The following is a 15,744-nucleotide window of genomic DNA, read 5'->3' as shown; positions in this document are numbered from 1 at the left end:
TATAAGAATAACGACGTTCCACCGATACTCAGCGCCCACGGAGGAATGCGGGCAGATTCAGCGCTATCAAACCAGGTGAGCGCAAACACGAGCTACAGGCGTTATCTAAGCCATAAGGGGGATACAGCTAAAAGAATTGGATGCTTGAATAAGCTGTAGATTTTAAGTCGAAGCGCTTCAGCCTGCGCCGAGTTTAGGAGTTTGAAAGGAATCTTGACATCCTCACCGCCGTAAAACGGACGGTGATTCCCAAACCTCACGATTTAGGTTTCTGTTTCATAGCAGTTGCCTTTACAGATTTACTCTGTTCGGGTCTTACACTCGCTCCACAGACTGACACCGCAAGCCCTGCGGCCAAAATGTTTTTACTGGCGTTAACATCTCGATCATGGCAACTCCCACATTCAGGACATTCCCATTCACGGACATTTAACGGCATTTTTTCAGCAATATACCCACAATTACTACACCGTTTAGAACTAGGAAACCATCTATCTATCTCAATATAGGTTCTTCCGTACCAACGGCATTTGTAGGCTAATTGACGGGTAATTTCACCCCAACTCGCATCTGAGATAGCTGGTGCTAATTTATGGTTTTTGACCAGATTTTTGACCGCTAAATTCTCAACTACAATCGTTTGGTTTTCACGAACTAATTGAGCGGTCAGCTTATGTAAATTGTCGGTTCTCGTATCGGTAATTTTGGCGTGAATTTTGGCTACTTTAATTCGCGCCTTCTCCCGATTTTTTGACCCTTTCTGCTTTCGAGAAAGATTTTTTTGGGCTTGACCTAGTTTACGGTAGTATCTTTTTAAGTGTTTTGGGTTGGATACTTTGTCCCCATCACTGGTAATTACAAGACTACTAATTCCTAAGTCAATTCCTATTGCTTTATCGGTTACTGGTAAGGGTTTAATTGTTAGAGCGTCAAATCTAATTGAAATATGCCATCGCCCTGATGGATGTAATCTTACTGTTACGGTACTTGGTTCACATCCTTCTGGGATTTGCCTTGACCATCGAATCGGTAAGGGTTCTAAACATTTTGCTAAATAAATTTGTCCGGTTTTAAATTTAAAAGCAGACTTAGTAAATTCTGCACTACCTCCCAGATGTTTTTTCTTAAAGTTAGGAGCCTTGGCGCGACCAGCAAAAAAGTTAGTAAAAGCCGTTTGTAGATGCCTTAAACCTTGCTGTAAAGGAACACAACTCACTTCATTCAAAAAATCTAATTCTTCTTGTTTTTTCCAAGATGTTAACATTGAGGAAGTTTGAGTGTATCCTATTCTTTCTTGTCTTTTGTACCATGCTTGAGTTCTTTCGTAAAGAGCTTTATTGTAAACCAATCTTACACAACCTAATGTGCGTCGCAATAGCGACTCTTGTTCAGGGGTTGGGTAAAATCGATACGAGTAAGCTTTTTCCATGCCTCACATTCTAGCATACATTTTGTGAAAGTGCTATCCTAAAACAAAGTAAAGCCGTCCTAAAAGGACGGGGTTTCAGACCCAAAATTTGCGATGAGCAAGATTTATATGATTACCGGAGCTTCGAGCGGTTTTGGACGAGCGTTAGCCGAAGCTGTTTTGACTCGGGGCGACAAAGCTGTTTTGGCGGCGCGAAGGCTCGCTGGACTCTCCGAGTTAGCTGCACAATACAAAGATAATGCGATCGCACTCAAACTTGATGTCACAAATGAGAACGATCGCCGACAAGCTGTGAAAAGTGCGATCGAAAAATTCGGGCGTGTAGATGTGTTGGCAAACATCGCGGGACAAGGAAGTTTGGGAGCATTGGAAGAATTTTCTTCCGAGCAAATTCGCCAGCAGTTTGAAGTCAACTTTTTTGGTGTTGTTGAGATGACACGCGAGATTTTGCCTGCAATGAGAAAGCAAAAAAGCGGACATATTCTCAATCTAACGTCGATCGGCGGGTTGGCAAGCATCGGTGGTTTTGCGCTTTATTGTGCGACGAAGTTTGCGGTTGAGGGCTTGAGCGAAGCATTGCGCGATGAAGTAAAACCGCTGGGGATTAAACTGACGATCGCCCGGCCCGGAGCGTTTCGCACTGAGTTTGCAGGTGCATCAAATATGCGTCCCGAAAACACGATCGACGATTACAAGCCTGTTATCGAGCCGATTCAGCAGTATCTTTACGGCAATGACGGCAAACAGCCGGGGGACCCCCACAAAGCCGCACTTGCAATGATTGAAGCTGTCGAAGCTGATGAGCCACCACTGCGGTTGATGCTGGGCGCGGACGCTTTTGGGCTGTGGGAGAAAAAACGCACCGCTATGGAGGAAGATTTTACCGCATGGCGCAAAGTTGGTGAAGACACAGCTTTCGACGGCGTTGAGGTTGGACAGATTGGGGGCTAATATAGCAACCGCCACATGGCGTGACGACATAAATAACCTCATGAATAGAGCCGATACCCGAAGAGCATAAATGGTTTGATTCCCGTACTGTGCAACTGTTAACTGTCCACTGTCAACTGTCCACTGCTATATGATGTCCGCTCAATCGACGACAATAAAATTGGTTCGATCGTTCGGAATGCAAGTCCTCTGATCCGGGCTAAAGCCCTCACTACAAACCTTTACAGAATTTTGGCATTGATTTCAACTCACTCATCCAGGGGCAAAGTTGGCCCGGCTGGGGGTAAAACTTGGCGGTGAACGCTGACTTTGTGACTTTCCCGCTGAGTTTGCATTTCCACGGCGATCGCCTCAAATTCGACTTCCATGCAGCCGTAGGGAATCTCTAACTCGATACTTGCTCGCATATTTCCCAAGCCGGTAGCTGTAAATTCGGTAATCCAGCGCGGCCCGTCGAGAATCAGGTAGGTTTGCCGATCGAACACCCAAACTTTTACATAAATCCGGGGCATTAATTCCGGTAGTTGGACTTTCACTGTTACAGCCTGGCCCGCGAGGATTTCGGCGCGCGGCAATTCCAGGATGGGCATCGGTACTAACTCGTCTTCTGGCAAAACGTAGGGAGTCGGGGGAGTTGCTTCTGCTGCGACAGTTGCGGTTTTTTGAGCAACTTGTTTCGGCTGCGGGGGTTCGTCAAAAACCACAAATTCTCTCGCTTCCGGGCCGGTTGGTTGGGGTTCGGAAATGGTTTCGCTGGTTGCGGGTTGCTGCTGGGTTGGACTGCTTTCTTCCACGACGGCTATGGCGTCGCTGCTATTTGGCGCGGCTTTTGGTGTTGGCGACAGGGCGGTTGCTTTGAGCCATTCGGGCGATTCGCCGGTGCTGGCTAGGGAACTCAGCCGCGACCAAAATCTATTTTGGACTTTTAAGGTTTGAAATGCCTCTTTTGAGGGTGCTGGCGGAGTTTCTGGGGCTGTTGTTTCTGGTTCGGGGGTGTTTTCGGGTTTTTGGTCGATCGCCAGAACTTCGGCCGTTTGAGGGGCTGTTGGGATGTCTGAGGGTTTGGTTGGTTGGTCGATCGCCCCTGCGGGAGTTTTAGGGGAATTGGAAATTTCAGAGAGCAATTGCGATCGGCTGCTGTCGGGCAGTTTGTTACCGAATGCCGGCAATTCTAGACCGCCGGCACTTGGAGTCGGGCGGGAACTCAGTTGAGGCGGTAGGGATTCGTTGGTTGCGGATTGGTTGGTTGGGGATTCGGCGGGGGATGGAGGCTCTAAGGATTTTTCTACTAGCTTGAAAAAGGATAGATTTGTGGCGCTCCGAGGCGGTTTTGCTGCTGCTTGCGATGGTTCGGCTTGATGCTTTTCTTCGATGAAATTTTCTTTAATTGCTTCTAGCAAATGTTCTAAACGCGCTGTAATTGTGAATAGTTTGGTGGCTAGGGTAACGCCGCCGCTGCTGAGTATTGCTTCTCCTAGAATTAGGCGGCTTTTGCACTCCTTTGGGATGTAGGTGACGCAGGCAAAGATGCAGGGGGGAGCTTGTTCTGGCATCGGCTGCTGGATTTGGGCGAGTATTTTTGAGGTTTGGGGATCGCGCAGGTAAATTTGCAGTTGTGCTGAACCGATGAGTTTTTGGAGTTCTAGAGTTTGGGATTCGGGGATGGGAGGTGCTGTTTTTCTGGTTGTTTGGGGCGGTTGGGGAATGTCGATTTTGCCGGAAATGATTAAGGGGCGGCCGAGTTGGGTGACGAAGGTTTCTCGATCGAGCACGAGTTCGAGTTCGAGTTTTACTGGGGCTTTGGGCGGCTGAGGCGTTTGGGGAAGGGGGAATTGGTAGATTTTGGTCGGCTGCGGTGCTGGTTGGGCTGCTGGGGGTTGGGGTGGTGCGGGCCGATCGACTGGGGCCGCGATTTGTGGCGCCGCGCGATCGACTGGTGTTGCGTTTTTTGAGTCTGAGGATGAGGTTGCGGCTTCCGAGGGGTCGATCGGCGGTAGGGGTTCGGAGGTTTCCGATTCTGCGGGCAATACTTCCAACTGAACGCCGTACTGCCAAGGTTTTGCTGGTGTTGATTTGGGATCTGGCAAGCAGGAGAGTTCCCAGATTCCGGGCTTAAGACGGGTGTAGGGAATGATCACGACTAATCCTTCGGGGTTGGTGCGGGCCGATCGGCTTTGGATTTTCCGCTGCGGGACCGATCCGTCGAAGGATGTATGGGTGATGCGAATTTCGATGTCGGTGTTGGGGTGCTGGATGCGAGCAACGACGCGGTATTTGCCTTCTAGAATTTCCACGTCGGGGGTTTCTAGGGGCAACCAGGCGCGATCGCCTTCTTTCTGTAGCAAAAATTCTAATTTTTTCATGTTTGTTTCCCCTTAAATGCTCCCGCTTGATTCGTCACAGGTTGGTGGTGGTTTGTTGAGCGACAGCTACAGATATTGAATTACTTTATGTTTTATAGCCTATCAGTTGTCTCGGTCAAGAGGCTCGATTGACAGTTGACAGTTGACAGTTGACCGCTGACCGCTGAGAGTTGACCGCTGACCGCTGAGAGTTGACCTGGGACCGCTGACAGCTTGCCCGCCCGCGAAGCCGAGGGGTTGACAGTTACATAGTACGAGCATCAAATGACAGTTGACAGTTGACAGTTGACAGTTGACAGTTGACAGTTGACCGCTGACCGCTGAGAGTTGACCTGGGACGGCTGACAGCTTGCCCGCCCGCGAAGCCGAGGGGTTGACAGTTACATAGTACGAGCATCAAATGACAGTTGACAGTTGACAGTTGACAGTTGACAGTTGACAGTTGACCGCTGACCGCTGAGAGTTGACCTGGGACGGCTGACAGCTTGCCCGCCCGCGAAGCCGAGGGGTTGACAGTTACATAGTACGAGCATCAAACTGTTTATGCTAAAGGGTCTTAGCATATATTGATTCTATATATTTATCTCAATACCGGTAGTGGCGGTTGCTATATCGTTGCGTACAATTATCGCCATCCAAGAGCGATCGACTTACCAAACAGAACAATTCTTGAATCTAAAATCTAAAATCTAAAATCTAAAATCCATTGACGGCGGCCCCACAAGCCGCTACGCTGTGAAATTAAGGTTGCTTTGCTCTTCGAGGAAGCAGCCAGCGTGGCCCGAAAATCTAGTTGCGCTGCCCAAAGCTGTTACCAGCAGCAATGGACAGCTACCGCCAAACTGAGTACACCAGTATGGAGGCTAATTGAGAATAACATTCTCTGTAGCCGCCCTGCTTTGCGTTACTGTGCGGGGCGGCTGGGTTTTTGGGTTTTCCTCGCAAGAAAAACCAAAAACTAGGAGACCATATTATGTCACAGGAATTTTTGCCTGACGATGATAACTTGTCCGAGCGTCCAAATGACGGCTGTGCAGTATCCGAACAAGAAATCTGCAGATAACCGTTGTCGGTTCCCCCGCCGCCGTGTCAGAAACCATCCACACCTTGTATCGGTTGGGATTTGCAGCCGTCGGGGATTAGAGTCCGCCGCAGCGAGGCCCCAAGCCGGGACAAGTTATTAGTGTACTCATTCGCCGATCGTCCCGCAAAGCCTAGAAATGGGGCGGGCCTCCGAGGTGATAAGCTGTCGATCCGTAGAGTCCCGCGCCGGACACGGTAATGTCTATTAGTGTCAACTTGAGCTGCGAACTTAGTACCGGTCTACTGTTTGACTATTAGGCCCCGATCCCCCCTAACCCCCCTTCTTAAGGGGGGAACAAGAGCATTCTCAAAGTCGACCCCTACTCCCCTTCTTAAGGGGGATTTAGGGGGATCTAGACTCCGCTAAAAGTGAGATTTATCAAGGACTTTAGCGTTAAGTTGACACCAATCGGCAATGCCGTTTCCCTACAGATTTCCGATTGTGGAACAGGCCGAAAAGCCTGTTTCTTTCCCCCACCTACCAAGGACTGCCGATAATGCTAAAAGCGGCCCAATAATAAGGATGGGATAAATCTTTGCTGTCGAGTTTCGGGATAGACGGAGGTAAAGAAGTTTCGCCCCTAGAACTCCGCAGTTGACCGTTTTCTATGGTGACTTTACCTTCGATCGCACCAATTTGTGCTTGCCTGAGAGCTTCAGCTTTAATGATAGGAGGATCTTTCGGTTTGCTGACTTTCAACTGCTGGTAAAACTCTGTCATCAGCGCCAGAGTGCCCGCATCGCTGACATACCACAAGCTGGCGAGGGCAGATTTTGCTCCGGATTGCAGCGCTAAACCGGCAAATCCCAGTTCTGCTTCTTTGTCTCCCAAGGCGGTTCTGCAGGCGCTCAATACTAACAGTTCCAGCGGCGGATTGTTCCATTTCAAATCTCTCATTTGATCGAGGCCCAGTTGGGTATCCCAAAATTGAATGTAGGAATTATTTGGGGTTCCCGGGCGGAATTCCGCGTGAGTCGCGAGGTGGATGATGCGGTATCTTTGTTGCAAGCGCTGCGATTGCAAGTTTACGATAGTAAAATCTTCGTTGACAAAGGATTGACCTGGCCACTGTCGGGCGATCGCACTTAATTCTAACGGCACTGCCGGTAGCGGTTGTTTGTTCGCCGTTGGTGAGAAATTTGATGCTCCCATTGCTAAGACTTGGGAGTTTTTGAGGTCGGCGTAATTGCTGTCTGTGAGCTTGAAGGCGGGGATGCGGGCGAGGCTGTATTTTTGGATCAGATATTGCTTTCCGTCGTGCATTGCTGCTAGAGGTACGGTTCGCAAACCTTCGCCGACGCAGAACAGCAAGGTTTCAATTTTTGCTGCTTGCAAATCTGTTTCTAGGGGTGCAATTATCCATTGATAAAGTTTTTGGGCTGGTTCTAGATAGCTGGTGGTGTTGAGTTTGACGGGGTTGGTGATTTCGCTGCTGAATTCTTTGACGGATGACAGCAGTGTCTGTTGTTTGGCTTCGGGGACGCTGCGGTTAACTGGCGGGCGATCGGGCAATATTAAGATTAATTCTAATTGGTCTGTGCGCGGGATGGCGTAAATTAAAGCTGGTTTTTTCTTGGTTTGAGCTGCTAGGCGGGAGAGAGTTTTTGATATGGCTTCGGCGGTTTTCTCGCGGGCTGCAAAGTCTTGTTCAAAGTATTTTTGATAGTCTTCTTCCCAGTCTTGTTCGATTCTGGCTACGGCTTCGGTGAGGTTTCCGCGATCGAGCAAATTTCTCATTTCTTGCCCGTTAAGTCCGCCCGGGTCTGTTTTTTGGGCAATTGTAGGGAGGTTTGCGGTGCTCCAGCAAAAAAATATTGCTGTCAAACAGTAAAAGATAGCTGTTTTAAGTTTTTTCTGAGTCGCGTGTTTTTGGCGGTGCTGCTGGGATTGGTGGTGCATGGTTTTGGGGCGTTGACGGCGCAGTAAAAAGCATTTTTTCCGAGTGCGAGCGTCCCGCTCACTTGCTGACTTCGCTTTGTGCGAATATTTAACTGTGCTGGCGAGCCCGATTATAGCATTCACAATAAATGCCAAACATCGCTCTCCGGGTGTTCCGCGCGCACCGCCGAACCCCGAACACAAACGCCAAACATCGCCCTCCGGGTGCGCCGCAAGCACCGCCTGAGCCTGACGTAGAGTGCGCCACAACCAACTCCAGCCCCCGCGCCAAGAAATTCGCGCTTTATGTAAAGTTTTGTAAATTATGCAGAAGTTTTGCATAAAAATCGGGGACTGCCAGAGATAGACAAACAGAAGGCAATGCACGGGAGGCGGCTTTGACAGCAGCACCGGGCGGGCGCGATCGAACAACACAATTGACTTAACTCCGGCTGCAACAGCAGTCTGAGGCAATTTTTCTCAGTAAACTTGGGTTTCAAAGATGTCCACAAACGATGAAATTGACGAGAAATTAGAGAGACTGGCGATCGCAGCTCAACAGCACAAACATAACATTGTAGAGAGGCGAAAAGTCTTGACCGAGCTAGTTACACAAATCGAGGGGTTCCGCATAGTTGGTTTGCCGCGACTGAATGACTTTACTCGCGAGATTTACGAGGAAATTTATGCTGAGGCAAAACAGGATTTAATGCTGTGTATATTCACCAAAATTGACACCTATAACCCCAGCAAAGGCAAAGTCAGACAGTGGGTTAACTTCCTGATGAATAAGCGCTGTTTTAATGAAGCTATTCCTAAGATTTTAGGTCGGAACGACAGGGATGTATACGCAGAGATGAAGAGGAAATTGAAAGAATCTTGGGAAACTGACTCTTATGAAGCCGGAACAGCTCTCAGGGAGATGATTGAAGCAGATCCGGACGGTGCTTTGAAAAGCGAAGTGATGAGAAGACACCCACAAATCAATTTTCAAATGTTACTTTTGAAGAGAGGAGACGGTATGAGCTGGCAGCAATTATCTGAAGAGTTCGGAGTGAAGCTTCCGACTTTGACCAGTTTTTATCGGAGGTGTCTGCCGCAATTCATGCCCAGATTCAAAGAATACTTGTAGAACATTAAGTACCAAAAGCAGAGATGAATCATGAATAACACAGAAGTTGATTTTGTTTTGACAATGCCGATCGGCAGAACAGCCCACCGGAGCGCTCAAAGCCTCTCCCAGCAACAAACCGAACCCGCCAAAGCCAAACAGGTTTACATGAATACATTGGCAGTCCACGCAGTCGATTTTTACTTTCAGTGCTTGGAAATAGAGACTGATTTGGCCGCCAGCGATATTTGGAATCCTGTAGTCCAGAAATTCATGGATGTTGCGGATTTGGATGTCAAAGATATTGGGAAATTGGAGTGCCGCTGGGTAGGCCCGGGTGAAGATTTTGTCTCGATTCCGGCAGATGTGCGATCGGACAGAATCGGTTACATTGCCGTGGAGATCGCCCAATCGCAAAAAGAGGCAAAGTTTCTGGGATTTGTCAAAAATGGCGATCGAGAAAAAGTTGCACTGAGCGAGTTGGAATCGATCGAAAACCTGCTAGAATACCTGCACGAACCCAAGCCAGTAAAACTCAGTCAGTGGTTGCACAATGTCTTCGATATCGGCTGGCAGACTGCGGAAACGCTGTTCGCAGCTCAACCGAGGTGGCAGGCTAGTTTCCGAAGTTCTAAAACCTTAGAATTTAGGAGCGATCGAGATGCGCATTTCCCGGTCAAACGCTGGAAAATTGTGGACTTACAACAGGGAGAAAAGGTGGCTTTGGCGGTGGAATTGATGCCAACGGACGAGGAAGATATCGATATTTCGGTAGAGCTTGTTCCAACGACCCTTCAAACCGACTTGCCGGAAGATGTGGAATTGATGGTGCTGGACGATCGAGACAAAACTCTCGTACAAGCTAGAGCCAGTAAAAGCGACAGTTTGCTGTTTAAGTTGAGTGCGGAACATGGAGAAACTTTTAGCGTAAAAGTGGTTTATGGCGATTTCAGCCAGACTGAAGTTTTTGTAGCCTAACCGTCAAATATCAACCATTAATAGGGGGTGTAAACTGTGGGCAAGTTAGTCGAGATCAGGCTGGACGGAAATTTAGAAAACACAGGTTTTCGAGCTACTTTAGCAATGAGAGAGGATGGCGCTGTTTCTTGGGAAGAAATTACCAAAAACTTGCCAGCAAATTCGGCTCTAGCAGCTTTGATAGAACAGCACTGGCATCAAGAATATCGCTCTTTAGCAAAGTCAGCGCGGCACAGACAGGAAGGAGTTTTTGATTCGCTACACTCGCTATTGCAGTCGGAAACCGAACCACAACCGACAGCCTCGGATTCAGCTTGGCGAGTTAAGCTGATCGAAACAAACACCAGAAGTTGGTCTAAGAAATGTAAGGAATCTGCCGAAAAAGTCAGGATCGCCATGAATGCTTGGCTGAAGTCTGAAGAGTTTCGGAAAATTGACACGCGGCTGAGAGAAAGGTTAAATGTTGACGAAGATATTAGGGTATTAATTCGTACCGAAGATAAGCACTCGCACGCTCTGCCTTGGCATCTGTGGGATTTGTTTGAAAGTTTTCCTAAAGCTGAACCTTCGCTGAGTCAATTCAACTTTGCCAAACCCGAGTTTTTGCAGAAACCAGTACGCAAACCCAAGGTAAAAATTTTAGCAATTCTGGGGGACAGTCAGGGGATTAATGTAGAAGCAGACAAGGAAATCCTGGCTAATTTATCAAATGCTGACGTAACATTTTTAGTAGAACCACAACGCCAGCAAATTAATGACGAACTTTGGGAAGAATCTTGGGATATCATATTTTTTGCTGGACACGGCAAAACAGAAGGCGATACGGGGAAAATTTATATCAATCCCCATGATAGTTTAACAATTGATGAGATGTGGGTTGGTTTGAGAAAAGCGGTAAAAAAGGGCTTGCAACTGGCAATTTTTAACTGCTGCGACGGGTTGGGTTTGGCTACGAAATTAGATGATTTTCAGATGATTCCGCAAATGATTTTAATGCGGGACTTGGTGCCGGATTTTGTAGCTCAAGAATTTTTAAAGTATTTTCTGACAGAGTTTGTGGATGGCAAGCCTTTGTATGCGGCAGCGAGGGAAGCGCGGCATCGGTTGGAGGGTTTGGAAAATGAGTTTCCTTGTGCTAGTTGGTTGCCTGTAATTTGGCAGCATCCGGCGGCTGTGCCCCCGGTTTGGAGCGATTTTCTGATCGAGCCCGATGCCCCTGCAAGTGCGAAGGATTCTCTTGCTGTTTGTACTCCCCCAGAAAAGCCGCCGGTTAATGTTTTTTCGGGTTTGGTGTCGGTGATATTGGCGAGTGCGGCTTGTACTTGGGCTGTGATGGGAGCGCGCTATTTCGGGGTGATGGAACCCTGGGAATTGGCGGCGTTCGATCGACTAATGAGCCAGCGCGAACCGGAATTAATCGACAATCGGTTGTTGGTTGTGGAAGTGACAGACAAGGATGCCGAGAAGTACGGCTATCCGCAAAATGATGCTACTTTAGCAAAGGCGATCGGCAAATTGCAGCAGTTTCAACCTTTAGCAATTGGTTTGAATATGCACCGCAATGCGCCAAGAGAGCCGGGACGAAAAAATTTAATTTCCCTGTTCGACACCCAGCCCAATATTATTACTGTATGCAGCTACGGTTCCACTGATAAAAACTACGATCCGCCGCCGGAATTATCTCAAGCTAAATTAACAAATCAAGTTGGTTTTAGCGATTTAACGCCCGATGAAGCGCGCAACGAAAAAGGTAGCAGCATTCGCCGTCAACCTCTCTCCTATCACCCCAATCTTTCTAATTTCACTAATAATTGTAAAGCTCCCCAAAGCTTCAGCTTGCTGTTGGCTCTGCGGTTTGTGGAAAATCAAGGCATAAAATCACAGATAACTCACAATCAAGAGTGGCGAATTGGCGATGTTACATTCAAAAGATTGGCGACTCGTACAGGAGGTTATCAAAATTTAAATGCGCCAGTCAGTCAAGTATTGCTCAACTACCGCGCCAACCCGAAACCAGCTTTTAAAGCGACGCTGCAAGAAGTATTGGAAGGCCGAATAAACTCTGATTTAGTCAAGGGTAAAATTGTCCTGATTGGCCACACTTCGGAGGTTTCTAGGGAGGATTCTGATACTCCTTACGGTAAAATGCCGGGAGTTTGGATTCACGCTCACATGGTGAGTCAAATCCTCAGCGCTGTGATTGATAAAAGGCCGCTATTGTGGGTTTTGCCCGAATGGCAAGGGATACAGTGGGGAGATGCTGTTTTTGTGTGGCTGGTGGCTTTGACTGGCGGGCTGTTGGTTGGGCGCGGCCGATCGCTCTTGGTGTTGGCGATCGCTCTTGGTGCTATGATTTTTGTGCTGTATCAAGGTTCTCTTGTAATTCTGGCTTTTGGGGGCTGGATGCCTTTGGTTCCTGCGGTTTTGGCTTTAGTTTCCACGGGTTGTATCTTGTTTGTGTACGATCGATCTCAATAAGCACAAACGAAGCCTCGGCGGTTGAAACCGCGTAAGCGTCAAACTTGCGTCCGCCGGACGGCGACTGGGAGAGAAGAGGGGTTTTATGTATCAAATGCAGTTGAAGTTAGTGTTGGGTTTCATTTGGGCGATCGATTCTGCGTCAGCGATGGCAAATTCGGCAAATTATGCTATTTTAGCAGACAACAATTTGGCGAAAAATCATCAAATCGCGATCGCCCAAAACGCCAAACCCAAGAGAAAACCCGATATACAAACACCAGTCACGCCCCCCGACAAAAACACTAAACCGGGGGCCGGATCGAAAGTATCGAAAACACCTAACACACCTCCCGATTCTAATACTAAACCAGGCGGAGGACTCGACCCGTCTAAATCGTGCAAAAGCACAAGTAAGGTACTGACTCTTTTAATACCCAACAAAAATGACCGTTTGACAACTTCTGCCCATCCTACCTTTTGGTTTTACATACCCTATGCTGCCGAAGATATAAAAAGGGGAGAATTTGTGCTGGTAACTCAAGACGAGAAGACTTTAATTTACGAAACTTCTTTTCAGCTACCAAAAACTCCTGGAATTGTGAATATTAGTTTGCCTGCATCTGGCAACTATGCTTTGGCAGAGGGGAACTTTTATCATTGGTATGTGAGAATATACTGCCGGGAAAATACAAATGATCGAGCAGATTTGGCTGTAGAGGGATGGGTGCAAAGGGTAGCCGCAACGCCTGAAACCGACCGCCTGAGTAACACCGGTGCACCTGATATTTGGTACGATTCGCTGACTCATTTGGGCAATTTGCTGTTGGCTTCACCAACCGATGAAAAATTGAGAAGAGACTGGAATAAATTGTTAGAGTTCATTGGAGAACAAGAGTTAAGTCAAGAACCGCTAGCGGGCCCTGTTGTGGTGAATAAGGACTAAAGTCCGAACGATCAAACAGGTTTGATCGTTCGGACTTCAGTCCTCAGAATTTAGAGCCAATTGCCAACTAAAATGTATGTAGCCCAAATATTCGTCGCCTGATGTCTCTCAAAGAGAGACTTCTGTGCGAGATGCAGCGCTTTTGCCCTAGTCATTCCAGGTTTCGACAGTTCCTCATAAAACTTTAACATCAGTTCGGTATTCGGTGCATCCTGCGCTTCCCACAAAGTTGACAAAGTGCTGCGCGCCCCCGCACGCACGGCAATTCCCGCAAGTCCTAAAACTGCTCGGTTGTCTCCCGATGCGGTTTGACAAGCGCTCAAAACTAGCAATTCAATATCGCTCGATCGCTCTTCTGTACCTGTTTCGATTAAACTAGCGATATCTTGACCTTTGAGCAGTTTTTGGTAAGCCACAATATACGTTTCATCGGGGTCTGAACTGAATTCGCCGTGAGTTTTTAAGTGTACTGCTGAAAAGTTGCCTGTTTGGAGTTGATTTTGAATATTGGCTTTGGTAAAATTTGCCTCAAGCAGAGGTTGACTGGCGGGTACTTTTTTGGTAATTCCTTCTAATTCTTCCTTTAATTTTTGGATAACTTCAAAGCTTTTACCGTCAATGTTTTGCGGTTGGCCGATGCCGCCGACGAAGACTTTAAGTTTTTGTTGTAGCGGTTGAGGTGCAAAAAGTGTGAGTTGCGGCGAAATTGCGATCGCATATTTATCTTCTACTAAATACTGCTCGGTTTTCTGATTGTAAAGCACTGTCATTGGGATGTTCCGCAAATCGCCATCCAGTACAAATACTAATGTTTCAATTTGAGTATTTTTGTCGAGTTCTGGTTTCAGCGGTTCCATCAACCATTGGTAGACTTTTGCGGCTTCAGCTATTACTTGAGGGTTGTTCCCTGGTTTGCGCAAGTGGTTTCGGAGTCGTTGCAGAGCCGTTTCTACTGTTTTGCGAGGTACGCGAGTTTCGCGATATGTCAGCGGCTTTCCTGCCACTTGAAAGATAATTGCTATTTTGTCTTCTAAGATAATTGGATAAATTAGGGCTGCTTGTTTGTCGGGTATTTTATTTATCGCAATAGTAGGAGATAAATTGCACCGCAAAAAGTTTTCAATTTCTGCTAGCTGGAGTGCGTCTATTTGTTGGATTGCTTGTTCTAAATTTGCTTGATTTGGTTCAGTATTTCCCTCATTTGTCACGAGTAAATCTACGAGTTCGCGGTAAACTGGTTCGGCGTTGTCTCGGAAGGAAAACTGCACGTCGGGATTGACGGCAATTAAATCTTTGCGCAAAGATTGGAGGGTTTGAACTGATGTTTGATAAGCTGCGATCGCACTTTTTTTGTCCCCCTCATCTTTCACAGTCAATCTGCCCAATTGCCACTGCCACCGATAGGCAATATCCGCCGCCTGGAGCGACTGTGCAATGCCTAAAGCTTCGGTAGTTAATTGTTTGGCTTCCGATATTTGTCCGGTGATTTCATACAATTCGCCGAGACTGCCTTTGGCATAGGATTCTGCCCGCAAATTGCCTAATTTAGTAGCATCATTTGCTGCGGATGCCAAGAGTTTTGCAACATAAATTAATTCCGGGTTTGCTACTGTTTTACTTTTGGTTGGCAAAGCACAGTGTTTGACTGCGGGCGGCAAAGGTAGTAAGATTTTCTCGATGTCCAAATCCCTTGTTTGCACTTTCAAGCAAGTCAGGCTTTCCGCAAAGTCGATGCGAGCATAAATGGATTCAGTGGTGGCGGGCAAATTGTCAACTGTTGGCTTGATTTCTTGCCATAAATTCCCGATATCTGATTCGGGTTGAGTTTCCACAAGCAGGCTAAGTTTATTTAATTTAGCTTGCAACTGTTCGGTTTGGGTAGAAAGGGAGCTCGCCCTTTCGTACAATTCCAAAGCTTTGGCATAATTAACCTTAGCATTTTTGCGGATATCTTCTTGGCGTTTGCCGATCGCTCGCTGGAGATTTCCCAAACTCAGATAAGCGGCGCTGACAGCTTGACTTAACTGCAAGTTTTGGGCTATTGCCAAACTGCGGTTTAACATAATTTCCGAAGTTTTCAAAGCACCAGTCACGCGCAGCACGTCGCCTAAAGTTCTCAAGCCCGATGCGCTGATTTCGGTATTGGGCAATTTTTCAATAGTTGCTTTTTCGGTAGGAGATAGTTGATTGTCGATTAAGGTTTGGCAGTTGAAGTTGGTAAGTTCTAAAACTGAGAGCAAACTATTGCAAGCTTGGCGGTAAAGTCCGGCTGATTGGAGATTTTGGGCGGCGGTGAGTTGGGTGTTGGTTTTGGGAGTTCTGGGAATTTGAGCGGAAATAGGTATTTGGAAGCTACATAAAAATGCTGTTATTGCTGCTATTATTAAACTGGTTTTCCACTTTTTTGCATTCATTGGTGTTGGTGTAATTTAGAAATTAAAAGAAATGCAACTGTAAGTAAGTTCAAAACCTTTATGTTATCATATCATGAAAGATGGTTGGTGAACTCGCCCTACAGGAATTACGATCGTTGGGCCACGCGCTTGT

General features: G+C 47.2%; 9 protein-coding genes. 5 read left to right on the top strand and 4 right to left on the bottom strand.

Annotation, left to right across the window (positions count from 1 at the left end; all coding sequences use genetic code 11):
- Positions 1-256: 256 nt before the first annotated feature.
- A complete protein-coding gene (locus QUB63_RS04335) occupies positions 257-1,429 on the bottom strand; it encodes an RNA-guided endonuclease InsQ/TnpB family protein (RefSeq protein WP_332943571.1) in 1,173 nt (390 codons plus the stop codon).
- Between the two features lie 93 nt (positions 1,430-1,522).
- Here QUB63_RS04335 and QUB63_RS04330 point away from each other — a divergent pair, with 93 nt between their 5' ends.
- On the top strand, positions 1,523-2,380 hold the full coding sequence (locus tag QUB63_RS04330) for an oxidoreductase (protein ID WP_332943570.1): 858 nt from the start codon (positions 1,523-1,525) through the stop codon (positions 2,378-2,380).
- 248 nt (positions 2,381-2,628) lie between these two features.
- On the opposite strand, the gene QUB63_RS04325 is transcribed toward QUB63_RS04330, so the two are convergent.
- Together QUB63_RS04325 and QUB63_RS04320 are read right to left on the bottom strand one after the other, a co-directional pair.
- Positions 2,629-4,743, bottom strand: coding sequence for a hypothetical protein (locus QUB63_RS04325; RefSeq protein WP_332943569.1), 2,115 nt, complete (start codon positions 4,741-4,743; stop codon positions 2,629-2,631).
- A gap of 1,561 nt (positions 4,744-6,304) precedes the next feature.
- The gene (locus QUB63_RS04320) at positions 6,305-8,179 is read right to left on the bottom strand and encodes a CHAT domain-containing protein (protein ID WP_332943568.1); all 1,875 of its coding nucleotides are present in this window, start codon (positions 8,177-8,179) and stop codon (positions 6,305-6,307) included.
- 28 nt (positions 8,180-8,207) lie between these two features.
- Here QUB63_RS04320 and QUB63_RS04315 point away from each other — a divergent pair, with 28 nt between their 5' ends.
- From QUB63_RS04315 to QUB63_RS04300, 4 genes are all read left to right on the top strand, one after another.
- Positions 8,208-8,837, top strand: a complete 630-nt coding sequence (locus QUB63_RS04315; protein WP_332943567.1) for a hypothetical protein — start codon at positions 8,208-8,210, stop codon at positions 8,835-8,837.
- A gap of 30 nt (positions 8,838-8,867) precedes the next feature.
- Positions 8,868-9,794, top strand: coding sequence for a DUF1822 family protein (locus QUB63_RS04310; protein WP_332943566.1), 927 nt, complete (start codon positions 8,868-8,870; stop codon positions 9,792-9,794).
- A gap of 36 nt (positions 9,795-9,830) precedes the next feature.
- Positions 9,831-12,272, top strand: a complete 2,442-nt coding sequence (locus QUB63_RS04305; protein WP_332943565.1) for a CHASE2 domain-containing protein — start codon at positions 9,831-9,833, stop codon at positions 12,270-12,272.
- 85 nt (positions 12,273-12,357) lie between these two features.
- A complete protein-coding gene (locus QUB63_RS04300; RefSeq protein WP_332943564.1) occupies positions 12,358-13,197 on the top strand; it encodes a DUF928 domain-containing protein in 840 nt (279 codons plus the stop codon).
- Between the two features lie 50 nt (positions 13,198-13,247).
- Here QUB63_RS04300 and QUB63_RS04295 read toward each other — a convergent pair whose 3' ends face one another.
- Entirely contained in the window at positions 13,248-15,611 is a 2,364-nt protein-coding gene (locus tag QUB63_RS04295) for a CHAT domain-containing protein (protein ID WP_332943563.1), read from the bottom strand.
- Positions 15,612-15,744: the final 133 nt, after the last annotated feature.

It is taken from the genome of Microcoleus sp. ARI1-B5 (assembly GCF_036705795.1).
Taxonomy (GTDB): domain Bacteria; phylum Cyanobacteriota; class Cyanobacteriia; order Cyanobacteriales; family Microcoleaceae; genus Microcoleus.
This window is presented reverse-complemented; position numbering and strand designations above follow the sequence as displayed.